Consider the following 22,081-nt stretch of genomic DNA (forward strand, 5'->3'; position numbering starts at 1 on the left):
AAACAACGGAAGGAATGTAGAATAATATAGAACAGGAGACATAAGAGGATAAAAAACTCCAAAATTTTAGTAAGGCTTTTAATTTTTGCATAAAACATATTTAACTATAAAGTTAAAACGCTTGTTTTGCCAAAATAATATATGATTTTAACCAAATAATTCCATAGCGTCTTTGTATGCACTGACCAACGAAGCTAAAGTAACAAAACCACCGATAATTAAAAAAATCATTTCGATTTTTTTTCTTTTATTCTCTTTTATTTTTTCCTTTTTATCTTCCTCTTGATTTTGTTCAATATGCAAAATATCAACAAGATTTTCTATCTGGATTTTAAGCTCTTGATGTTGTTCTAAAATATCGTAATATTGAAATATAATTTTCCATATTGCATGTTTTTGTTGGTAGTTATAGTGCACTGGATTACTAAAAAAATACTTTAGATTAAAAACATAAAAATCTTTTTTAATATCAATAACATCATGATAATTTTCTTCATCTATAATACTTGAAGTTAAATTCAAATAACACTCCATTTTCTCACGATAAGCCAAAGAAAGCGCAAACATAGTCATTGTATCGTTAAATTTACTTTCACAATTATTAAATCTAGCCTGAAATAAAAAGCCTTTTTCTGAAAACACAACTTTAATATCTGGATTATCATAACAATTTGATTTATCTATTTTTAATGTAGAACTACCTCTTAATAGTTGCGATATTTTACCATCATTCATATTTTCATTGGTATATACAACTATATGATCTATCACACCTTTTTTAAATTGACAATACTCTTGACTTACCGAGACTTCATCTTTTATACATATAATACATATATCAAAAATTTTTATATATTAATATTGTATCTTTGGCATACTTTTGATCTTCTATATTGGTGTAAATTTCTAAATTTTGAGCTAAAAAGGTATGAAAAAAAAATCTTTTGTTCATGTATCTTCTTTAAATTTATCCTTGCAAAAATTTTCAATAATTTTAACTTGATATATATTTACCATAGCATCTTCCTAGTTTTGTAATATTATAAATTTAATTTATGTTATAAATATGACTAAGATAAATCGCGAAACTTAAATACTTAAAAGAATTTTAAATTAGTGGTGCGGATGAAAGGACTTGAACCTTCACGCATTGCTGCACCAGATCCTAAGTCTGGCGTGTCTGCCAATTTCACCACATCCGCAAAAGTGGTACGCTCAAGAGGATTCGAACCTCTGACCTACGGCTTAGAAGGCCGTTGCTCTATCCAGCTGAGCTATGAGCGCATAAAAATAAAAGTAACAATAGGCTTATGGTGCGCCCGATAGGAATCGAACCCATAACCTACAGATCCGAAGTCTGTCGCTCTATCCAGTTGAGCTACGAGCGCTGATGGGGTGAGTGATGGGAATCGAACCCACGACCCTCAGGACCACAATCTGATGCTCTAACCGACTGAGCTACACTCACCATTTATAAAAATGGTCGGGGTGAAAGGATTCGAACCTTCGGCCCCTTGGTCCCAAACCAAGTGCGCTAACCAGACTGCGCTACACCCCGATGTACAAAAATAAAGCGTTATTCTACATAAAAAAATATTAAAAGTCAAGATAAAAAAATATTTAGCATAAAAAATGCTAAATATTTTAAGAATTATTTGTTTGTTTTTTTTGCGAAATGATGTTTAAAATTTCTACTATCAAAGAAAAAGCCATAGCTGTATAAATATATGCTTTATCTATATGGATATCAAAACTTTCACATACTAAAACAAAGCCTATCATTACTAAAAATGCCAAAGCTAAGATTTTAATACTTGGATATTTTTCCACAAAATCTGCAATTGGTTTAGAGGCAAAAAGCATAACTAAAACTGCAACAATAACAGCAATAACCATAATCTCTATATCTTGAGCAATGCCCACAGCAGTAATAACACTATCAAGAGAAAATACTATGTCTATCACGGCTATTTCAGCTACTACAACCCAAAGTTTATTGCTAATTTTTATATTGCTTTGACTTTCCTCTTGGTGCATTATACTTTCTTTAATTTCCTTAATAGACTTAACTATTAAAAACAAACCTCCAAGCAAAAGCACCAAATCTCTACCCGAAATTTCATTACCTAATATACTAAATAAAGGTGTGACAAGTTTCATCACCCAAAATAAAGACAATAACAATAAAATTCTAGTAATCATCGCAAAAGCAAGACCTAGAATTCTACCCTTATCTCTATGCTCTGGTGGTAATTTAGAAACTAAAATCGCTAGAAAAATGATATTATCAATCCCTAGTACAATCTCCAAAGCTGTAAGGGTAAGCAATACCACCCAAGCATCTACACTAAAAATCCATTCAAACATTTACTTTCCTTAAACAAAAAGCGTAATTATAATGATGAAAAATTAATCATTTTCAAAAATTTTTACAATAGTTTCAGGCAAAAGTGTATGTTCGAGTTGGTGGATTTTATCTTCAAACTCTTCAAAACTTAATTTAGCTTTTTCAAATGCCTTTTGTGCAATGATTTTACCACCATCAAGCTCTTCATTAACCCAATGCACACTAATGCCTGCTACTTTCATATCACTTTTATAGCTTTCTTTGATAGCATGAGCACCTTTAAATAAAGGAAGCAAAGAAGGATGAAGATTAATAGCTTTTATATTTTGAGTGAAAACAGGACTTAAAATTCGCATAAATCCTGCTAGGATAGTCAAATCTACTTGACTTTCTTTTATAATTTTTACTAATTCTGCGTCAAATTCTTCTCTTGAAGTAAATTTTTCATGTTCTATGATTTTAGTTTCAAGACCATATTTTAAAGCTCTTTGTATGCCATAAGCTTCTTTTTTATTGCATACGCACAAAACCACTTCAAAGGTATTTTTACCAAAAGTTTTTTTATGTAATTTTTCTAAAATATTTTCCAAATTACTTCCATTACCACTAAATAAAACTGCTAGTTTTATAAGCATTTTAACCCCTTTATTAATTTTAAAGCATCAAAACTAATTTTATTTTTCTTATAATTTTTAGCTACTAAAGCATGAGCTAATACTGCATTTTTAGCAGCTTCTAAAGCATTAAATTTAGCTCCAAGTAAAGCTGCTATCATGCCACTTAGCACATCCCCACTTCCACCTTTTGCCAAAGCCTCATTGCCACAATTTACTACAAAAAGTTTTTCTTTTTGAACGATGATGGGATTAGCCCCTTTTAACACCAAAGCACATTGGAATTTAGAACTAAATTTTCTTGCACAAAAAAAGCGTTTGTTTTGAATTTCTTCTACACTTACATCCTCATTAAAACAAAGTTTTAAAAGCATAGAAAACTCTTTAGGATGAGGGGTTAAAACAACATCTTCTCTATTAAGATAAGAAAGTAATTTTTCACTTTGAAAGCAATTTGCATCTAAGATTAAAGGAATGTTTTTTAATCTTTCGTCTTTTAAAATACTTAAATCATCAAGCCCCATGCCTATAGCAGCTGCATTTATTTTACCTTCGATATCATCTTTTAGCATAATCAAAGGCGAAAAGCTTTCTTTGGCCACTAAAGATACAAGCCCCGCTCCAAACTCTAAAGCACCAAGTCCAGCTAAAGTACCTGCGCTTTTATTGGCAAAAATATAAACATGACCAAAATCACCTTTATTTGAGCTAGCTTTTTTTGTAATGAGTTTTAGATCTTTTTTTTCTAGTAAAAAACTTGAAGTATTTTGCATATAAGGTTTTAAACCCAAATTTGCAATTTTAATTTTACCTACAAATTCTTTTGCAAAATCTTCTAGCAAAATTTCTTTAATTACCCCCATGCAAAGAGTATAATCAGCCTTAAAACATAGCTCTTGCCCAAGCCCGCTAGGAATATCACAAGCTATTTTTAAAGCTTTGCTTTTAGTAATTTTTTTAAAAATTCTTTGTAAATTTTCATCTAAAGATCTATTTAAACCACTTCCAAAAACACAATCAACTATAATGTCAAAATCTTTAAATTTAGGTTCTTTTCTTAAAAAACTAAAACCTACATTTTTTAAAATTTGCTCTTGCTTGATAAACATTGTATTTTTTTTATATGGCATAACATAGGCAAAAGCTTTTTTTAAGTGTCTAATGGCCACAAGTCCATCAGCTCCATTTCCACCAGTACCAAGCAAAAATAAAATTTTAGCATTTTTTATGTTTTTACTTTTTTTCTTAATCAAATTTGCAAGTTCTATGCCTGCATTTTCCATCATTAAAAACTCATCCAAACCTTTTTCAATAAGCTCTTTTTCATAAGAAATATTATCTTTAAATACTACTTTCATCGCTCATCTCACATTTTATAAGCTTTTGGGTTTTAGCACCTAGCTCTTTAAGCTTTATCACTCTTGAAGCAATATTTCCACTTCCATGAGTAAGCTTTGTTTGCATATTATCTACATTTGTATTTAATCTTTTGATGTTTTCTTTGATTTTTTCAAAATCATCTAAAACACCTGCAAATTTATCATGAAATTTGCCAAGCTCATCAAAAGCTTTTAGGATATTTTCATTACTTTGTATATTTTTCCATGAAATATTTATCGTATTTAGTGCCATAAAAAGAGTATTTGGTGTAGTTAAATAAACCTTTTTTTTGTAAGCATATTGATAAATTTCAAGATCTACATTTAAAATCAAATCTAAGATATTTTGATAAGGTATAAAAAGCAAAACAAACTCATAAGTGTGTTTATCATACTGCATATAAGGCTTTTTGGCTAACTCATCAATTCTTGATTTTAGATTATAAGCTAGATCAAGGCAGGTATTTTGACTAATATCTTCAAAAGCAAAATCACTTGGTAAAGAAAATTTTGCATCTATGATTATACTTTTTTGTTTATCTAAAAATACTACCGCATCAGGAATATAGGTTTTACCCTCATCTTGAAATCTCTCTTGCAATTTATACTGCACGCCCTCTACCAAACCACTATTTTCTAAAACTGATTTTAGTTGCAATTCTGCAAAATTACCACGAATTTTTTTATCGCCCTTTAAAATTTTAGCTAACTTATCTGCATTTTCTGTCATATTTTGGCTAAATTTAAACATATTATCAATATGAGTTTTAAGACTAACTTCATTTGAATTTAGTCTTTCATTGTATTCTTTAACGCTTTTTTTCACAGGCAAGAAAATTTCTTCTAAGATTTTTTTTGTATCCTCATTAAGCATAAGTTTGTTTTGGTTTAAAATACTAGCATTTTGTTTTTGTAAATTTTGTTCTAATTCTTGTTTTAATTCTACTAAGCTTTGCTTGTATTTTTCTTCTAGTTTTATTAAAGTTTGGGTATATTCTTCTTTTAAATTCGCACGCTCTTTTAAATGTATATTTAAAAGTTCTTGCTGGGTTTGTTCTTTTTGAGCTAATTTTGCTTCTAAAGCCTCATTTTTAGACAAATATAATATTTTTTCATCTAAAAGTTTGGAATTTTTTTCTATGAGTGTAGTTTTTTCAAACTCTAAATTAGCAAGTTGATTTTGCAAAGCTATATTGTTTTGGTTTAAAAACTCTAATTTTGCTTTTTCTTTTTGACTTTTAAACACATACCATATAAAAGCTAAAATTACAACAACTAAAAAGGCTATCAAGATATTTTCCATTTTTAAGCCTTTGTTTTTTCAATAAGAAAATAAATATTTTTTTCATTACCTTCTTTAAATTGTTTCATTTGTGGTAAAAACTCTTTTACTAAAGCTCTAAAATTTTTAAAACCAAAATTTTGAGGGATAAAATTTGCGTGTTTTCTATTCATATTGGTGCGAATTTGAGCATATTCAGCACGGCCTTTTTCTTCTATTAAGGCTTCTGTGATATTAATTAAATCTTTGATATATTCTTTAGTGCTTAATATTTTTTCTTTAGATTCATCTTGATCTAAATAAAAAAATTCACTAAAAGAATTCACATAAGATTTTACAGCCTGTTTTAAACCCATACCTATAACTTGCTTTTTGCCCTCTTTAAGCCTTTGGATTAAACTAGTATAATCACTATCACTTGAAACAATGACAAAAATATCAATATCTTTTTCATAAAAAAAACTCATAATCTCAGTGATTAAATACATATCGCTTGAGTTTTTATTAGCTATAAAATTAAATTGTTGCATAGCGATGATAGAATATTGTGCGATTTGTTCTTTCCAATTTTGTATATTTTTTTGTGTCCAATCTCCATAAATTCGTTTTATAACGATTTCTCCATAATCAGAGGCGATATCAAAAATAGATTTTGCATATTTTGAAGGAATATTTTCTGCATCAATAAAGATCGCCACACTTTTATTATCCATTTTTACTCCTATGTAGTTCTCATTCTAAAACTTAATGCTTTTAAAATATGAGTTTTTAAGATCAACTCACTTTGCTCTAAATCTGCAATGGTTCTTGCTACTTTTATGGTTTTATTTACCCCTCTTTGAGAGAGATTATATGAATTTATAGCCTTTTGCAAAATTTCATTCGCAGTAGAATCTAAAATACAAAATTGCTTCAGCTGTTCATCATTTAATTTAGCATTAAATTCTTCTTGTTTTCTTTGCTTTTGAAATAAAAATCCTTTAAAAACCATTTCACTCATTTGTTCAGAGCTTAAACTTGTTTTATCTTCATGTGAAATCTCATCCATAGCTACATAAAGATCAATCCTATCTAAAATAGGAGATGAAATTTTATTTTTATATTTTTTAATTTCTATCTCTTGGCAACGACATGCAAGACTTTTAGAAAATAAATTTCCACAAGGACAAGGATTTTGCGCACAAGCAAATAAAAATTTAGTTTCATAAATCACCTTGGTATTAACTCTTGAAATAAGAATTTTAAAATCCTCTAGCGGCTCTCTTAAACTTTCTATGATTTGTTTTGAAAAATGGGGAAACTCATCAAAAAACAAAACCCCTCCATTTGCAAGTGCTATTTCTCCTATCTTGGCATTTTTGGTTCCTCCACCAAAAATACTAGCCCTAGTACTTGTATGATGAGGACTTCTAAAAACCCTACTGGCACTAAAATCATCGTCTAAAGAATTTAATGACTTATAGGCATTTTGAGCTAAAATTTCCTTCAAACTTTGCGGTGGCATGATGAAAGGAAGTCTTTTAGCACACATACTTTTACCACTACCTGGACTACCTTCAAATAAAATATTATGCATACCTAAAGCTGCTATTATACATGCAAATTTAGCATTTTCTTGACCCTTAACTTCTTTAAAATCATAAAGGTAAATAGAATTTTTTATATATTTTTGATTATTAATTTCTATGGCGTTTTCAAACAAAGGATGAGCATTATTTATATGATAATTCTCATAATTTTTTTCTTTAAAAAAATCCATAGCTTGGGCTAAATTTTCCAAAGCATAGATTGTTAAGTTAGGTATCATCGAAGCTTTTTGTGCTATAGCTTTTGGTACTACTACTTTGGCATTTTGTACTTTTGCACTTAAAAAAAGTAAGATAGAAAATAAACTAGCAGTGCTTTTAATACTTCCATCTAAACCAAGTTCTCCAAAAACAAAAAAGTCATCTAAATTTTCTTTTTGAAATAAAATCAAAATCGCAATAGCCAAATCAAAATGAGAGCCATTTTTAGGGATATCTGATGGACTAAGATTGATAGTGATTTTTTGAGCTGGGAAATTGAAATTTTGACTTAGTAAAGTTGCCTTAACTCTTTCTGTGCTTTCTTTGATGGTAGAATTTGCAAGACCCACTATACTAAAACCTGGCAAACCTCTTGTGAAAGTTGATTCTACATCGATAATATCAAGCTCTGTAGAAAAACTTGCACATTTTAGTTTTTTCATTTGTTCTTTTTGGATTTTTTCTTAAAGTCTTTATCAAATTTTTGGCGTTTTAAAAAAGAAAGTTTTTCTATAAATAAATGCCCATCAAGATGATCAACTTCATGTTGAATAGCCACTGCTAAAAAATCATGTGCTTGCAAACTTTGTGGCTTGCCAAATCTATCTTGATAATCAAGTTGTATATTTTTATAACGCATCACATCTTCATAAAAACCCGGTATGCTTAAACAACCCTCGTTACAAGAAATTTTTTCATCATCTAAAGGTATTATAATAGGATTAATAATTTCTAAAAGAGTTTGTTTATCTTCTTTTTGCTTACCTTCTTCATCACCAATATCTACAAGCAAAGCTCTAATTGGCACATCAACTTGAATAGCAGCCAAGCCTACGCCCTTATTAGCTATCATTGTTTCATACATATCATCTAGAAGTATATGTAAATCTTTATCAAAATTTTCTACTTTTTTTGACTCTAAAAATAATCTTGGATTAGGATAGGTAATTATCTTTCTTATCATTTTTCTTTTTCCACTATTATAAAGGGTTCTAAATTTTTTCCTGAATCTTTTAAAGCTTCAATACATTTTTCTATTAATTCTTCACCCTTGCTATCTTGATTAACAGCACTTATAGCCACTTCAACATCTACATCTATTTCTTTATCTGCTAGGAAAAAATTTGAATTTTCTAAAGATTCTAAAATTTTATTACATATTTCTTGTGCTTTTTCTAAATTTGTATGAGAAATCATCATAGCAAAAATATTGTTTCCACAATGGGCTACTATATCGCTTGAAGAGACATTTTTACTAAAAATTCTACACACACCTTTTAAAAAAGCATTTTTTTCTTTTTGAGTATAAGTTTGCTCAAGAATTTCTTCTTTTACTCTAAAAAATATTAAGGAAGTATGATAATTATATTTTGCATTACTTTCAATGCTTTTTTCTAAATTTTCTAAAAAATATTTTTTATTATAAACTCCAAATTTAGAGTCAAAATCACTTTGCTCTTCTATATGTTTATAAGTTTGTCTAACCTCATCAAAACTTTCTTTAATCTCATCTGAATATTTATCTAAAATACTAGAAAATCTTGAAAGATCTGCTTCAAGAGCGTGAATTACATTAGAAACAGCTAAATTTCCTGTACTAATAGCAAGTTCTGAATTACGTCTTCTTAACATATCTTTAACTGTTTCAAGATGTCTATAAATCATAGCAATGTATTGCAATAATGCCGAAGTAGAACTAAAACTTTTTTTGATTTCTTGTTCTATATTTGCACGTTTGATACCATCATCGTTTTGCTCAAATTCCATAATCTCGCTAACTTTTTTCTTAAAAGCTACCGGACGTTCTTCAAGCATTTTTTGAAAATAAACTCCATAATTAGTTGGTGTTGGAGGTACATTATCTTTTACAAGCTCAGTCAAAATAGACTTTGCAAATTTTTCAAATTCACCTCCACTAATTTTTTGAATTTTTGGAGCTTCTTTGGCTGGAGTTGGATCGCTACTTAAATTTAAATCAGCAAATAAATCATCATCTAACATTGCTATGCTTTTCCTTATTTAAAACTTTTTTCCAAAACCTTATCGATTAAGCCATATTCCTTAGCTTCTACAGCACTCATAAAAAAGTCTCTATCAGTGTCTTTTTCTATTTTAGAGAGTTTTTGTTTGGTGTTTTTAGCCAAAATATCATTTAAAATCGCTTTTAATCTTAGAATTTCTTTTGCTTGAATTTCTATATCAGTTGCTTGCCCTCTTGCACCACCTAGTGGTTGATGGATCATAATTCTTGAATTTGGCAGAGCAAATCTTTTCCCTGGAGCACCACAACTAAGCAAAAATGCACCCATTGAAGCAGCTTGACCAATACAAATAGTACTTACATCAGCTTTAATATAATTCATCGTATCATAAATACTAAATCCACTGGTTACAACCCCACCTGGTGAGTTAATATAAAGATAAATATCTTTTTGAGGATCTTCAGCCTCTAAAAACAAAAGCTGAGCTACAATAGAAGCAGCAAGATCATCATTGATCTCGCCACTTAGCATGATAATTCTATCTTTTAAAAGTCTTGAATAAATATCATAACTTCTTTCACCCCTGCTTGTTTTTTCAACCACATAAGGTATGTATGAGCTCATTATTTTTCACTTTCTTTTTCAGTTTTCTTTTTGTCATTTTTTTTGAAAATATCAGCAAAAAGTTTTTCTTCGATTAAAGACATTTTAATAGCAGGCAATGCACCTTGTTTTTTGTAATTATCTAAATGTTCTTGCGGGTTAAAACCATATCTATAAGCTTCAAAATAAATCGCTTGGATTAATTCTTGATCGCTTACTGTAACATTTCTAAGTTTTGCTAGCTCGTCTATAATGAAAGTTAATTTTACGCTTTTTTGTGCATCTTCTTTAAAACTTTCTCTTTTTTCTTTATATTTAGCCTCATCTTTAAATTCTTTTAATTCTTCTTCGCTTAAAGTTCTCAAAGAGCTTCTAAATTGCATATCTGTTTCTTGCTCTACTATATTTCTTGGTAAAACAAAGTCAAACTTAGCTACCAAAGCTTCTGCAAATTGATTTTTAAGCTCATCATTGATAAGTTTAAAGATTTTTTCATTTTTTAGTTGTTCTTTTAATTTTGCATCTAATTTTTCAACACTTGGTTCTTTTTCTTCAGGTAACAAGCTTTTTAAAAGCTCTTCATTTAACTCAGGTAATTTAAGTTCTTGAATTTCGTGAATTTTTACTTTAAATACCGCATCTTTTCCTGCTAAATGCGCTGCACCATATTCTTTTGGAAAAGTTACATTAATATCTTTTTCCTCACCTGCTTTTAAACCAATCATACCTTCTTCAAATCCTGGTATGAATTGTTTTGAACCAATTTCTAAAACATAATTTTGAGCTTTTCCGCCATCAAAAGCTTCACCATCAACAAAACCTTCAAAATCAAATTTAGCAAAATCGCCTTCTTTTAAAGCTCTTGCTTCTTTAATCGCTTCAGGAGTGGCAAATCTTTTTAATAATTCTTCTTTTTTTGCATCAATTTCTTTTTGAGTTACTTTTGGTGTATTATAAGTTGGAATTAGTTCTTCATATCCATCTAATTTTACTTCTGGTCTAAAAGATAATACCATTTGAGCTTCAATATCGCCATCTTTTCTATCAAATTTTTCAAAATATGGCTCACCTACTAAATCTTTAGCCTCTTTTTTAACTTCTTTTAAAGCACCATCTACAGCATTTCTTAAAAGATCTTGCTCCGCATCTCTTGTAAGCTCTTTTTCATATCTTTTAAGTATAGCAGCAACAGGAACTTTTCCTGCTCTAAAACCATCCATTTTCATAGTTTTAGACGCTTTTTTAGCTAATTTTTCAACTTCTGCTTTAATAGCTCCTTGAGCAATTTTCACAGTAGCATTTGCATTTGCAAAATCAATTAGTTTTGCTGTAACTTCCATAATATTTTCCCTTTTTAAATAAAATTTTTTGATAATATACCAAAATTTTCCTTATCACTTTATATAAAAATAAAAATATGTTAAAATTTTAATTTTTGATGGAGAAAAAATGCAAGAAAAATTTGAACAATCAGTAAAAAATATGTTAGAAATTATCGGGGAAAATCCGCAAAGAGAAGGACTTTTAAAAACCCCTACAAGAGTTTTTAAAGCTTTTGAATTTTTAAATAGCGGTTATAAACAAGATCCAAAACAAATACTAAATGATGCCTTATTTGAAAGTTCAAACAATGAAATGGTTTTAGTAAGAGATATAGAATTTTATAGTCTTTGCGAGCATCATCTTTTACCTTTTTTTGGGCGCGTACATGTTGCGTATATACCGGATAAAAAAGTCGTAGGTCTTAGTAAAATTCCACGCCTTGTAGAAGTTTTTGCAAGACGCTTACAAATTCAAGAACAACTCACAGAGCAAATCGCAGAAGCACTAATGGAACATGTAGGTGCAAAAGGCGTTGGGGTGGTTATTGAAGCAAGACATATGTGTGTTGAAATGCGTGGGGTGCAAAAGGCAAATTCTACTACTAGCACTTCAGCATTAAGAGGTAGCTTTTTAAAAAGTGAAAAAACAAGAAAAGAATTTTTTACCTTAATTAACTCAGCAAAACAGGTTAGGTTTTAATGGGTTTAGAAAAACTTCGTAGCAAAATTGCTTCACAAAATCTTGCTAGTGTTTTTGGACAAATTACTAAAATTTCAAGTACTAGTATAGAAATAAATGGTTTAAAAACTAGCATAGGTGATATTATTAAAATAGTTTCTAGTGAAGATGAGAGCAAAGAAGCTATGGCTATGGTGGTAGAAGTAGATGAGAATTTAAGCTATTTGAGTCCTTTTGGTTTTGTGGAAGGTTTTAAAATAGGCGATCGTGCTTTTATTAATGATGCGGGTATGCAAATAGGTGTTAGTGATGAACTTTTAGGAAGAGTAGTTGATCCTTTTATGCGACCAAAAGATGGTAAAGGACCTATTGAGGCAAGTAAATTTATGCCTATTATGCGTGCACCCATTGATGCAATGAAACGAGGTTTGATAGAGGAAGTCTTTCCAGTAGGAGTTAAAACAATAGATGCGCTTTTAACTTGTGGGGTAGGACAAAAGCTTGGGATTTTTGCAGGAAGTGGGGTTGGTAAATCAACCCTTATGGGCATGATAGTAAAAAATTCCAAAGCTCCGATTAAAGTCATAGCTTTAATCGGTGAGCGCGGTAGAGAAATTCCTGAATTTATACAAAAAAATCTTGGTGGTAAACTTGATGATACTGTCATCATCGTTGCAACAAGTGATGATAGTGCGCTGATGAGAAAATACGGAGCATTTTGCGCTATGAGTGTGGCTGAGTATTTTAAAGAACAAGGCAAAGATGTGTTATTTATCATGGATAGTGTAACGCGTTTTGCTATGGCTCAAAGAGAAATAGGCCTAGCTCTAGGTGAACCACCTACGACAAAAGGCTATCCGCCAAGCGTTTTAAGTCTTTTACCTCAGCTTATGGAGCGCGCAGGAAAAGAAGAAGGTAAAGGCACTATAACAGCATTTTTTACCGTGTTGGTTGATGGAGATGATATGAGTGATCCAATAGCTGATCAAAGCAGATCAATACTTGATGGGCATATAGTGCTTAGTCGCGAACTTACTGACTTTGGAATTTATCCACCTATAAATATACAAAATTCAGCCTCAAGGGTTATGGGTGATATTATTAGTGATGAACACAAACTAGCTGCTAGAAAATTTAAACGTTTAAATTCTTTGCTTAAAGAAAATGAGGTTTTACTTAGAATTGGTGCTTATCAAAAAGGCACTGATAAAGAACTTGATCAGGCTATCGCTAAAAAAGACTTTATGCAACAATTTCTTAGTCAAAATCCTGAAGAAAGTTTTGAATTTGAAGATACTATCAATATGCTAAAAATGATTGATACACAATAATTGGAATGATTTTTGCTTTTTCATGATAAAAAGTCATGAAAAAAGGATGGATCATGTCAAATATAGCTTTTTTAGATCATCAACAAAGCTTGGGTTTAAAATACACCGATATTTGTCAAAATATCTTTGAAAGAGAAATTTTTACACATATGTTTTTAGAGTGTATAAGCTATCTTTTATTAGAAAATAAAGCTAAATTAAAATACTTAAAAATTATTAATTCAAAAGAAGAATTTATCGTTGAATTTAAAATCAACAATCAAAAAAAATCATTTATTATCAATGATAAAAAAATACTAAATGCAGAATTTAGTGCAAAAAGAATAACTCAAGATGAGTATGAAAGAGAAATCGCTAGAATTTATCAAATAGAAAGATATTTAAAAACACAAAGCAATCTTCAAAATTTTTCTAGCGAAATTAACACTACCATAAAAAATCTTTTTAAAGATATGGATGAGTTTAAAAACTATATCGATATGCTTGAAGCAAAAGAAAACACTCACAATCACTACTTATCAAAAATTTATAATATAGCTTAATATTAACCAAACTTTGCCGATAATATTACTAATCCAAACAAAAGGAGTATGTTATGGGCGAAGTTACTAACAACCAAGCAAGTTTAATGCTTAACATTGCAACTACTATGATGAAAAAAACCATAGAAGCCAATGAAAATGCAGTAATGCAAGTACTTGAAGGCGTAAATGCAAACCCTGCTCCAACTACTACTCCTAGCACTAGTTCAGGATTGCTTGACATTTACGCTTAATTTTTCTCTTCGATTCAAAAATTTTGGCATAGCTTTTGCTTTTTTAAGGCTAAGCAATATTTTTGAAGAGAAGAGTTATGTTTGTAAATTCTAATGTCAATCCGTATCAGAATTTTGCAAATTATCCTTTTGCAAAGACTGGACACGCGGAAGAAAAAAAAGAAAATACCAATATTAAAAGTGATTTACTTGATATAAAAGGTTCTAATTTAGATTATGAAGTAAGCTATGCAAGCGAGTTTGGTTTTAGAATCAATGAGCAAGGTTTTTTTGAAAAAGATCTTAATAAAACGGCTGCTTTGCCTCTTGATTATGATATTAATATAAAAAGCATAAGAGAAATTTCAAAACAACTTATAAAGCTTGATGAAAATTTAAACTATAACAAAATAGACTTACCAAGACTTTTAAACACTTATCATAATACACTAAAAACCATCAATCATGAATTTCAAAAAAATGATAATAGTTTTTTAAGTAAAGCACAAATTTCAGAATTAAATCAAGGTTATAGCTATACTTATGAAGGAAAAATTTTAAAAGTTTATGAAAATGCCAAAAGTTTACAAAATGCAAAAGAAGCAAATAAAAATCTAAATACCTTAATGCTTGATAACAAAATAGGAGACTTTGCATTCAATGCGAGCATTGAAAACACGGCTAGTAATCCTATCATAAGACCTTATCTAAACCGACAAGGCGAAGTTTCTAAAAGTGGATTATTGCTTAATTATATTTATCATGATTTAAAAGAACAAAATAATCAAAAGGCTAATTTCTTTTTAACTCCTATTGAGTTAGATATGTCTTCTAATGTAAATTTTCAAAAACTCATGAGAGGTCAAATGAGTATGCAAGATTATCTAAGTGAAAGCAATAAAGAAAAAATGAGTTTTGATTTATATTTATATATCAATGGAGTAGATAAAAACAACACCACAGAAGATAAACTTTCAGTTTTCTTTCAACAATACATCAACTATCAACACAGTATCAACATGCAAGAATTTGCTAATTCAAGTTCTATTTATAGTCTTTATAGTGAGCAAATTAGCAAAGATTTTGAAGCTTTAAAAAAAGAGTTTAATCAAAATGATTCTAATATCGATCTTGAAAAAATTAATACTCAAAAAGAACTTTTAGATACCCAATTTTTAGAAAATCGCAAAAGACAAGCAAGCATTAATAAAATTTTACACTCATATTTAAATGCAATGGCTTAACTTGTGCTAAAATAATAAAAAATTTTACACAAGTTAAATCCATTTAGTTTAATGTTAAATTTAACATTTTAGTGTATATTAACAAAAAAGATAAAAATTATCCTAATTAAAGGAGTGTAATTTTGAAAGTATATTTAGATAATAATGCAACAACACAACTTGCACCAGAAGCTTATGAGCTTATGAAACCTTTTTTAAAAGAACATTATGGTAATCCAAACAGCCTTCATCAATGGGGTAGTGCAACTCACCCTGCTTTAAAAGAAGCTATGGATAAACTTTATGCAGGACTTGGGGCAAGCGATTTAGATGACATCATTATCACTTCCTGTGCCACAGAGAGTATCAACTGGGTATTAAAAGGTGTATATTTTGATAGAATTTTAAATAGCGATAGAAATGAAGTAATTATTTCTAGTGTAGAACATCCTGCAGTAGCAGCTAGTGCTATGTTTTTAAAATCTTTAGGAGTAAAAGTCATAGAACTTGGCGTTGATCATGAGGGTGTTTCTAGTGTAAAAGATCTAAAAGAAGCTATTTCAGATAAAACTGCCCTAGTAAGCATTATGTGGGCAAATAATGAAACTGGTATGATTTTTCCTATAGAAGAAATGGCTCAAATTGCTCATGAATATGGAGCATTATTTCATACTGATGCAACTCAAGCTGTTGGGAAAATCAAGGTTAATTTTGCAAAAGCTGGAGTTGATTTTGCTTCATTTTCTGCACATAAATTCCATGGTCCAAAAGGTGTAGGTGGACTTTATATTAAAAAAGATATAGAATTAACTCCGCTTTTACATGGTGGTGAGCATATGGGCGGTAGAAGAAGCGGAACTTTAAATGTGCCATATATTATAGCAATGGCAGAAGCTTTAAGAATTGCAAATACTATGCTTGATTTTGAAAACTCACACATTAGAAGATTAAGAGATAAATTAGAAGATTTAATTTTAGCTATGCCTGATACAAGTGTAGTTGGAGATAGATCAAGAAGGGTTCCTAATACCATCTTAGCAAGCATTAAAGGCGTAGAAGGCGAGGCTATGCTTTGGGATTTAAACAAAAATGGTATAGCAGCAAGCACCGGTTCAGCCTGTGCTAGCGAAGCACTTGAGAGCAATCCTATCATGGAGGCAATTGGCGCTGAAAACGATTTAGCTCATACTGCCCTAAGACTTTCTTTATCAAGATTTAACACAGAAGATGAAATTGATTATGCAGCAGAGCAAATAAAAAAAGCAACGCAAAGACTTAGAGCAATCTCAAGTACTTATGCATATAAGCCTGAAAATATTTAAAGGATAAAAAATGGCAAAGAATAATTTAATTGGCGGATCAATTTGGGATGAGTATTCTCAAAAAGTACAAGATAGAATGAATAACCCTCAACATATGGGCGAATTCACACAAGAAGATGCACAAAAAGCAAATGCAAAACTTATTGTTGCAGATTTTGGAGCTGAAAGCTGTGGTGATGCGGTTAGGCTTTATTGGTTGGTAGATGAAAAAACTGATAAAATCATTGATGCTAAATTTAAAAGCTTTGGCTGTGGTACAGCGATAGCAAGTAGTGATACTATGGTTGATCTTTGTATAGGTAAAACCGTAGATGAGGCTGTAAAAATTACAAATTTAGATGTTGAATTTGCTATGAGAGATAATCCCGAAACTCCTGCAGTTCCACCGCAAAAAATGCACTGCTCAGTTATGGCTTATGATGTTATCAAACAAGCTGCGGCGCATTATAAAGGTGTTAATCCTGAGGATTTTGAAGATCAAATCATAGTTTGTGAATGTGCTAGGGTAAGCCTTGGAACCATTAAAGAAGTAATCAAACTAAATGATTTACATACAGTAGAAGAAATAACGCAATTTACCAAAGCAGGTGCTTTTTGTAAATCTTGTGTTAAGCCTGGAGGACATGAGAAAAAAGATTATTATCTTGTAGATATTTTAGCTGAAACTAGAGCTGAAATGGAAAGAGAAAAGCTAAAAGATCAAAGCAAAGCCGATATTGCTTTTGATGATATGACCATGGTTAAACAGCTAAAAGCAGTAGAAGCTGTTTTAGATAGCGATGTGCGTCCAATGCTACACGGTGATGGTGGAGATTTAGAAGTAATTGATATCCAAAAAAGTGACAATAAAAATATAGATATATATATACGTTATCTTGGAGCATGTAGTGGCTGTTCAAGTGGGAGTGGTGCAACCTTATATGCTATAGAAAATATCTTACAAGAAGAACTTAGTCCAAATATACGCGTTATACCTGTTTAAGCAGTTTTTCTGCTTAAACTTTAAATTTCAAGCCTTTTTATGTTAAAATAACACGTTAATAAAAATTTAAAAAGGCTATTTATGCAAAGACTTCAAACCTTTGTTAAAAGTGAAACTTTTCCTGGTGTTTTGCTAATATTTTTTACCGTACTTGCACTCATTTTACAAAATAGTTCTTTAACGGATCAATATACTAACTTTTTAAATATTCCTTTTGGCTTTCAAGCTGGAAGTTTAGAAATTTTCAAACCTTTACTTTTATGGATTAATGATGGCCTTATTGCAATCTTTTTCTTTGCTATAGGACTTGAATTAAAATATGAAGTAACAAGAGGGCAACTCAATAGCATAAAGGCTATGTCTTTACCTGTATTTGCTGCACTTGGTGGTATGATAGTGCCTGCTTTGATTTTTGCGTTTTTTAACTATAAGGATCCTTTTGCTTTGCAAGGTTGGGCTATACCAACGGCTACTGATGTAGCTTTTGCGGTTGGTATTTTAATGCTTTTAGGCAAAAGAGTACCTACTTCTTTAAAATTATTCTTACTTTCTTTAGCTATTTTTGATGATTTAGGCGCGATTATTGTGATTGCTTTATTTTATACAAGCGAACTTTCAGTTTTTGCTATGATTGCTGCTTTGGTGTGTATTTTAGCACTTTATTTGCTAAATCATTTCCACGTTACCAAAAAATCTTTTTATATCATCATAGCTATAGTATTTTGGATAAGCATGTTAAAAAGTGGGGTGCATGCAACTTTGGCAGGTGTGATTACTGCTTTATTTATACCACTTCAAACAAAAAGCGGTGAGTCTTTTTTAAAAGAAATAGAACACGACTTAGCACCTTGGGTGAGTTATTTCATCTTGCCTATTTTTGCTTTTGCAAATGCGGGAGTTGATTTAAAAGATATGGATCCAAGCTTTATGTTTTCTTCGGTTAGCTTAGGTATTATTTTAGGATTATTTTTGGGAAAACAAATTGGAGTATTTTTATTTTCATATATTAGTATAAAACTAGGACTAGCAAAACTTCCACAAAATGTTAATTTCAAACAACTTTACGGGGTTTGTATACTCACAGGTATAGGTTTTACTATGAGCTTTTTTATAGATGGCCTAGCTTATCAAAATAGTGATATTTTTGCATATTCAGACAAACTTGCAATTTTAGTAGCTTCATTATTAAGCGCTATAGTTGGATATGTTTACTTAAAACTTATTTATAATTTTAAAAAATGAAATTAAGAAGTTTCCAAAACTTTTTATCACTTGAAATTTTAGGAGGATTGTTGCTTTTATTAGCAACGATCTTTGCCTTGCTACTTAAAAATAGTCCTTATGGACAACACTATATGGATTTTTTAAGTGTAGAAATGGGTGTAAAAGTAGGTGCTTGGGAACTTTTTAAGCCTTCTTTATTGTGGATTAATGATGGTCTTATTGCAATCTTTTTCTTTGCCATAGGACTTGAATTAAAAAAAGAATTTGTTCAAGGAGAGTTTAAAACTCTTAGTAATATTACCTACCCTTAATGGCTGCTATAGGTGATATAGTTGCGCCTGCTTTGATATTTTGTGCTATCAATTTTAACGATGCTTATGTTTTAAAAGGTTGGGCTATACCAACGGCAACTGATACTGCATTTGCCCTAGTTATACTTACAATGCTAAAACAACGCATACCAAGTTCTTTAAAAATATTCTTAGTATCTTTAGCGATTTTTGATGATGTAGGAGCTATTTTAATCATTGCTATTTTTTATACAGGAGAGCTTTCAACTTTAGCTTTTTTTGTTGCTTTTTGCTGTATTGTGGGTCTATTTTTACTTAATCGCTTGGGCAATGAAAGAAAATCATTTTATTATATACTTGGAGCATTACTTTGGCTTAGTGTATTAAAAAGTGGAGTGCATGCAACTTTGGCAGGTATCATCACAGCTTTATTTATACCTGTATTTACAAAAAACAACCATGCTTTATTAGAAGAAATCGAGCATGGTTTAAAATTTTGGATAGCTTTTATAATACTACCACTTTTTGCTTTTGCCAATGCAGGGGTTGATCTTTCAAAAATTGAAGTACATATGCTATTTAGCGGTGTAAGTATAGGGATTTTCTTAGGCTTGTTTGTTGGAAAACAACTAGGTGTATTTGGCTTTGCTTATATGGCAATTAAATTTAAACTTGCAAAACTGCCAAAAGATACTAATTTTAAACAACTCTATGGGGTTTGTATACTCACAGGCATAGGTTTTACCATGAGCTTTTTTATAGACGCCCTTGCCTATGAAGTAAGTGATATATTTAATTTTGTGGATAATTTTGCTATTTTACTAGCTTCCTTAGCTTCAGGTGTATTTGGCTATTTTTATCTGCGCTTTGTAAAATAATTAAGTTTTTTTTAAATTAAATAAGATATAATTTCATTTCTTATTTAATATTTGGCCCATTCGTCTAGCGGTTAGGACATCGCCCTTTCACGGCGGTAACACGAGTTCGAGTCTCGTATGGGTCACCACTTTTTAACTTCTAATTACAAAAATATCAAAAATAGTAATTTTCCATAACTAAACTTAATTTATAACCAATACATCAAATAAATATTCTAAAAGTAAAAAATATAAATAAATTTACCTACTAACAAGCTTGTAAGATTTTATGAAAATACTATGGATAATAAGGCTTATCCTTTAAGAATTTATAAGATAGAATTTTAACTTTCTTTATTTTCTCCATCTTTAAAAGAAAATATAGGCAAACTTAAACCATAATATATCGCCAAAAGTCTTGCTATGGTTCCTACAATCAATGAAGCAAGAATTACCCATAACTCATCTACGCCCAAAATATACAATATATAATACAAAGCCCCTGTTAATATAGCAACACCCGCATAAATTTCTTTTTGAAATACAAGTGGTATCCTAGCACACAATATATCTCTTAATATCCCACCAAATACACCAGTAATTACAGCTGAACTCACAGCCACTATAAAACCATACCCCATTTGTATTGCAATTTGTGCACCTAAAACACTAAAAACAACCAAACCTATAGCATCTAAAATCAAAAAAAGTTTTTCAAGCCTTATAACATATTTGGCAATTTTTGTTGTAATCATAGCTGCAACACAAATTAAAATCACATACTCAGGAGTTTTAATCCAAGTTAGCGGATGATGATCAAGCAAAATATCTCTAATAGAACCTCCGCCAATAGCTGTTACCAAAGCTATAAATATCACTCCAAAAAGATCCATTTTATGTCTTCCCGCAGCAATAGCTCCTGTCATTGCATCAACAGTAATTCCGATAATATAAAGTATAGTTAAAAGCATAATGAGTTTTCAAAAAACCCTTGTTAAAACAAGGGTTAATTTTTACTTACGATATCAATGATATTTTGAGCTACTTTTTTAGCAATAGGATCAACAAATTCAGCAGGAGAAGTAAATCCTACGCAAGAGCAATTAATCTCACCTAAAACATATTTATCTTTACCATTTTCATCTGTATCTAAGATAAAATCAGCAGTCCAAATCAAAGGAATATCATAATTTCCAAGTTTTGAACGAATTTCAGGTAAGGTTGCTAAAAACCAATCAACCAATCCTTGCCAATCTTTTGGCTCATCATATCTATATTTTGCACCTGAAAAAAGTGTTGCAGAGAATGCATCAGCACCTTCTGCAGGCTTTTTATGCACTACATAAATTGGAGTATGATAAAGCATTAAAATTCTAATTTCACCTTCTTTGATACGCGGCAAGAAAGTCATATCTACAAGCATACCATTATCACCTATAATGTATTGCTCACAAAAGTCCATAAACTCACCAAGTTCTCTTTCTTCTGTGTGATTATCTTTTGCTTCTGTGCATTTGATTTTTGCATTTAATGGCACACTTGTCGTCCCCATTGGTAGCTCATCTATCAATCTTACACGCCAAATTCCCTCACCCGTTGAACCACGATTTTGTTTTAAAACCCTCTCACCCTTTGCTAAAGTTTTTGGAAAACTTTCTTTAAAAGTTTTGATATCATAATACGCATAAGTATCTTCAGGCACTAAAGCCGTTTTATTAAGCTTGGTAAGCGCATCTTTAGCGCCATATCCTATCATCGCGTCAGGATGAGGCATACCTATAACACCATTTGCACAAAGTTTTCTAAGCATATCAAAATACTCGTTTTCTTCTTTTAAATTTCCCGGGTTGATTCTAGAAACATAAGCATCAGCATTGTTTTTTACATATTCATAAATTTCATCTTTCTTTTCAACTTCAAAAAAGATAACCTCAGCATTCCAACCTTGTTCTTTTAAGGCATTCACCATAGGCATAGTATCTTTTCTATGGCCATCTTCACCTTTATCGCTACCACCTCTAACTTCAAAAAACACAATATTTTTTTTCATATTTCTCCCTTTTTTAAAGATATTTTATCATCATATCTAAATAAGTATTAAAT

The 22,081-nt window shown here is 30.5% G+C and carries 21 protein-coding genes, 6 tRNA genes and 1 pseudogene; 10 read left to right on the top strand and 18 right to left on the bottom strand.

Annotated elements, in window-relative coordinates; translation table 11 throughout:
- Positions 1-147: 147 nt before the first annotated feature.
- The 16 genes from L8U98_RS06360 to tig all read right to left on the bottom strand — a co-directional run bounded on the left by L8U98_RS06360 (position 148) and on the right by tig (position 11,334).
- A complete protein-coding gene (locus L8U98_RS06360; RefSeq protein ID WP_263725291.1) occupies positions 148-771 on the bottom strand; it encodes a hypothetical protein in 624 nt (207 codons plus the stop codon).
- Between the two features lie 346 nt (positions 772-1,117).
- Positions 1,118-1,202, bottom strand: a tRNA-Leu gene (locus L8U98_RS06365).
- Between the two features lie 5 nt (positions 1,203-1,207).
- Positions 1,208-1,284 (bottom strand) — tRNA-Arg (locus tag L8U98_RS06370).
- 27 nt (positions 1,285-1,311) lie between these two features.
- Positions 1,312-1,388 (bottom strand) — tRNA-Arg (locus tag L8U98_RS06375).
- A gap of 3 nt (positions 1,389-1,391) precedes the next feature.
- Positions 1,392-1,468, bottom strand: a tRNA-His gene (locus L8U98_RS06380).
- Between the two features lie 12 nt (positions 1,469-1,480).
- Positions 1,481-1,558: transfer RNA gene (locus L8U98_RS06385), tRNA-Pro, on the bottom strand.
- An 86-nt stretch (positions 1,559-1,644) separates the two neighbouring features.
- Positions 1,645-2,367 (bottom strand): TerC family protein, encoded by a 723-nt coding sequence (locus L8U98_RS06390; RefSeq protein ID WP_263725292.1) that lies wholly within the window; start codon positions 2,365-2,367, stop codon positions 1,645-1,647.
- A gap of 42 nt (positions 2,368-2,409) precedes the next feature.
- Positions 2,410-2,982 (bottom strand): phosphoribosylglycinamide formyltransferase, encoded by a 573-nt coding sequence (purN, locus tag L8U98_RS06395; protein ID WP_263725293.1) that lies wholly within the window; start codon positions 2,980-2,982, stop codon positions 2,410-2,412.
- Positions 2,973-4,319, bottom strand: a complete 1,347-nt coding sequence (locus L8U98_RS06400; protein ID WP_263725294.1) for an NAD(P)H-hydrate dehydratase — start codon at positions 4,317-4,319, stop codon at positions 2,973-2,975. The genes purN and L8U98_RS06400 overlap by 10 nt, the downstream gene beginning before the upstream one ends.
- On the bottom strand, positions 4,303-5,643 hold the full coding sequence (gene rmuC, locus L8U98_RS06405) for a DNA recombination protein RmuC (protein ID WP_263725295.1): 1,341 nt from the start codon (positions 5,641-5,643) through the stop codon (positions 4,303-4,305). The genes L8U98_RS06400 and rmuC overlap by 17 nt, the downstream gene beginning before the upstream one ends.
- Before the next feature lie 2 nt (positions 5,644-5,645).
- On the bottom strand, positions 5,646-6,335 hold the full coding sequence (locus L8U98_RS06410; protein WP_039619378.1) for an NYN domain-containing protein: 690 nt from the start codon (positions 6,333-6,335) through the stop codon (positions 5,646-5,648).
- 8 nt (positions 6,336-6,343) lie between these two features.
- Positions 6,344-7,852: a YifB family Mg chelatase-like AAA ATPase gene (locus L8U98_RS06415; RefSeq protein ID WP_263725296.1), complete on the bottom strand. Its 1,509-nt coding sequence runs from the start codon at positions 7,850-7,852 to the stop codon at positions 6,344-6,346.
- Entirely contained in the window at positions 7,849-8,373 is a 525-nt protein-coding gene (def, locus tag L8U98_RS06420; protein WP_263725297.1) for a peptide deformylase, read from the bottom strand. Before def ends, L8U98_RS06415 begins: the two co-directional genes overlap by 4 nt.
- Positions 8,370-9,410, bottom strand: a complete 1,041-nt coding sequence (locus tag L8U98_RS06425; RefSeq protein WP_263664077.1) for a GGDEF domain-containing protein — start codon at positions 9,408-9,410, stop codon at positions 8,370-8,372. Before L8U98_RS06425 ends, def begins: the two co-directional genes overlap by 4 nt.
- Positions 9,411-9,424: 14 nt before the next feature.
- Positions 9,425-10,015 (bottom strand): ATP-dependent Clp endopeptidase proteolytic subunit ClpP, encoded by a 591-nt coding sequence (clpP, locus tag L8U98_RS06430; RefSeq protein WP_087699173.1) that lies wholly within the window; start codon positions 10,013-10,015, stop codon positions 9,425-9,427.
- Entirely contained in the window at positions 10,015-11,334 is a 1,320-nt protein-coding gene (gene tig / locus L8U98_RS06435) for a trigger factor (RefSeq protein ID WP_263725298.1), read from the bottom strand. Before tig ends, clpP begins: the two co-directional genes overlap by 1 nt.
- Positions 11,335-11,443: 109 nt before the next feature.
- Here tig and folE point away from each other — a divergent pair, with 109 nt between their 5' ends.
- From folE to L8U98_RS06485, 10 genes and pseudogenes are all read left to right on the top strand, one after another.
- A complete protein-coding gene (folE, locus tag L8U98_RS06440) occupies positions 11,444-12,016 on the top strand; it encodes a GTP cyclohydrolase I FolE (RefSeq protein ID WP_012662169.1) in 573 nt (190 codons plus the stop codon).
- Positions 12,016-13,326 (top strand): flagellar protein export ATPase FliI, encoded by a 1,311-nt coding sequence (fliI, locus tag L8U98_RS06445; protein WP_039668920.1) that lies wholly within the window; start codon positions 12,016-12,018, stop codon positions 13,324-13,326. The genes folE and fliI overlap by 1 nt, the downstream gene beginning before the upstream one ends.
- Before the next feature lie 53 nt (positions 13,327-13,379).
- Positions 13,380-13,868 (top strand): hypothetical protein, encoded by a 489-nt coding sequence (locus L8U98_RS06450; protein WP_263725299.1) that lies wholly within the window; start codon positions 13,380-13,382, stop codon positions 13,866-13,868.
- Positions 13,869-13,921: 53 nt separating this feature from the next.
- A complete protein-coding gene (locus L8U98_RS06455) occupies positions 13,922-14,101 on the top strand; it encodes a putative motility protein (protein WP_039619394.1) in 180 nt (59 codons plus the stop codon).
- 77 nt (positions 14,102-14,178) lie between these two features.
- A complete protein-coding gene (locus L8U98_RS06460) occupies positions 14,179-15,324 on the top strand; it encodes a hypothetical protein (protein ID WP_263683141.1) in 1,146 nt (381 codons plus the stop codon).
- Positions 15,325-15,446: 122 nt separating this feature from the next.
- Complete coding sequence (locus L8U98_RS06465) at positions 15,447-16,625, top strand: NifS family cysteine desulfurase (protein ID WP_115646283.1); 1,179 nt, start codon at positions 15,447-15,449, stop codon at positions 16,623-16,625.
- Positions 16,626-16,635: 10 nt separating this feature from the next.
- A complete protein-coding gene (locus L8U98_RS06470) occupies positions 16,636-17,607 on the top strand; it encodes a Fe-S cluster assembly scaffold protein IscU (RefSeq protein WP_039619400.1) in 972 nt (323 codons plus the stop codon).
- An 81-nt stretch (positions 17,608-17,688) separates the two neighbouring features.
- On the top strand, positions 17,689-18,849 hold the full coding sequence (gene nhaA / locus L8U98_RS06475; RefSeq protein ID WP_263725300.1) for a Na+/H+ antiporter NhaA: 1,161 nt from the start codon (positions 17,689-17,691) through the stop codon (positions 18,847-18,849).
- A pseudogene (gene nhaA / locus L8U98_RS06480) lies at positions 18,846-19,999 on the top strand (Na+/H+ antiporter NhaA). The gene nhaA (L8U98_RS06475) and the pseudogene nhaA (L8U98_RS06480) overlap by 4 nt, the downstream one beginning before the upstream one ends.
- Positions 20,000-20,052: 53 nt before the next feature.
- Positions 20,053-20,127 (top strand) — tRNA-Glu (locus tag L8U98_RS06485).
- Between the two features lie 195 nt (positions 20,128-20,322).
- Here the strand turns inward: L8U98_RS06485 and L8U98_RS06490 are convergent.
- Complete coding sequence (locus tag L8U98_RS06490; protein ID WP_039629140.1) at positions 20,323-20,949, bottom strand: trimeric intracellular cation channel family protein; 627 nt, start codon at positions 20,947-20,949, stop codon at positions 20,323-20,325.
- A gap of 35 nt (positions 20,950-20,984) precedes the next feature.
- A complete protein-coding gene (locus L8U98_RS06495; RefSeq protein ID WP_263725301.1) occupies positions 20,985-22,028 on the bottom strand; it encodes a Cj0069 family protein in 1,044 nt (347 codons plus the stop codon).
- Between the last annotated feature and the right edge of the window lie 53 nt (positions 22,029-22,081).

Origin of the sequence: Campylobacter sp. RKI_CA19_01128, from assembly GCF_025771175.1 — a bacterium.
GTDB lineage: Bacteria > Campylobacterota > Campylobacteria > Campylobacterales > Campylobacteraceae > Campylobacter_D.

Excerpts from the sequence above, each read along its gene's own strand:
- L8U98_RS06390 (WP_263725292.1), bottom strand. The coding sequence starts at position 2,367 with ATGTTTGAATGGATTTTTAGTGTAGATGCTTGGGTGGTATTGCTTACC.
- purN (WP_263725293.1), bottom strand. The coding sequence starts at position 2,982 with ATGCTTATAAAACTAGCAGTTTTATTTAGTGGTAATGGAAGTAATTTG.
- L8U98_RS06400 (WP_263725294.1), bottom strand. The coding sequence starts at position 4,319 with ATGAAAGTAGTATTTAAAGATAATATTTCTTATGAAAAAGAGCTTATT.
- rmuC (WP_263725295.1), bottom strand. The coding sequence starts at position 5,643 with ATGGAAAATATCTTGATAGCCTTTTTAGTTGTTGTAATTTTAGCTTTT.
- L8U98_RS06410 (WP_039619378.1), bottom strand. The coding sequence starts at position 6,335 with ATGGATAATAAAAGTGTGGCGATCTTTATTGATGCAGAAAATATTCCT.
- L8U98_RS06415 (WP_263725296.1), bottom strand. The coding sequence starts at position 7,852 with ATGAAAAAACTAAAATGTGCAAGTTTTTCTACAGAGCTTGATATTATC.
- def (WP_263725297.1), bottom strand. The coding sequence starts at position 8,373 with ATGATAAGAAAGATAATTACCTATCCTAATCCAAGATTATTTTTAGAG.
- L8U98_RS06425 (WP_263664077.1), bottom strand. The coding sequence starts at position 9,410 with ATGTTAGATGATGATTTATTTGCTGATTTAAATTTAAGTAGCGATCCA.
- clpP (WP_087699173.1), bottom strand. The coding sequence starts at position 10,015 with ATGAGCTCATACATACCTTATGTGGTTGAAAAAACAAGCAGGGGTGAA.
- tig (WP_263725298.1), bottom strand. The coding sequence starts at position 11,334 with ATGGAAGTTACAGCAAAACTAATTGATTTTGCAAATGCAAATGCTACT.
- folE (WP_012662169.1), top strand. The coding sequence starts at position 11,444 with ATGCAAGAAAAATTTGAACAATCAGTAAAAAATATGTTAGAAATTATC.
- fliI (WP_039668920.1), top strand. The coding sequence starts at position 12,016 with ATGGGTTTAGAAAAACTTCGTAGCAAAATTGCTTCACAAAATCTTGCT.
- L8U98_RS06450 (WP_263725299.1), top strand. The coding sequence starts at position 13,380 with ATGTCAAATATAGCTTTTTTAGATCATCAACAAAGCTTGGGTTTAAAA.
- L8U98_RS06455 (WP_039619394.1), top strand. The coding sequence starts at position 13,922 with ATGGGCGAAGTTACTAACAACCAAGCAAGTTTAATGCTTAACATTGCA.
- L8U98_RS06460 (WP_263683141.1), top strand. The coding sequence starts at position 14,179 with ATGTTTGTAAATTCTAATGTCAATCCGTATCAGAATTTTGCAAATTAT.
- L8U98_RS06470 (WP_039619400.1), top strand. The coding sequence starts at position 16,636 with ATGGCAAAGAATAATTTAATTGGCGGATCAATTTGGGATGAGTATTCT.
- nhaA (WP_263725300.1), top strand. The coding sequence starts at position 17,689 with ATGCAAAGACTTCAAACCTTTGTTAAAAGTGAAACTTTTCCTGGTGTT.
- L8U98_RS06490 (WP_039629140.1), bottom strand. The coding sequence starts at position 20,949 with ATGCTTTTAACTATACTTTATATTATCGGAATTACTGTTGATGCAATG.
- L8U98_RS06495 (WP_263725301.1), bottom strand. The coding sequence starts at position 22,028 with ATGAAAAAAAATATTGTGTTTTTTGAAGTTAGAGGTGGTAGCGATAAA.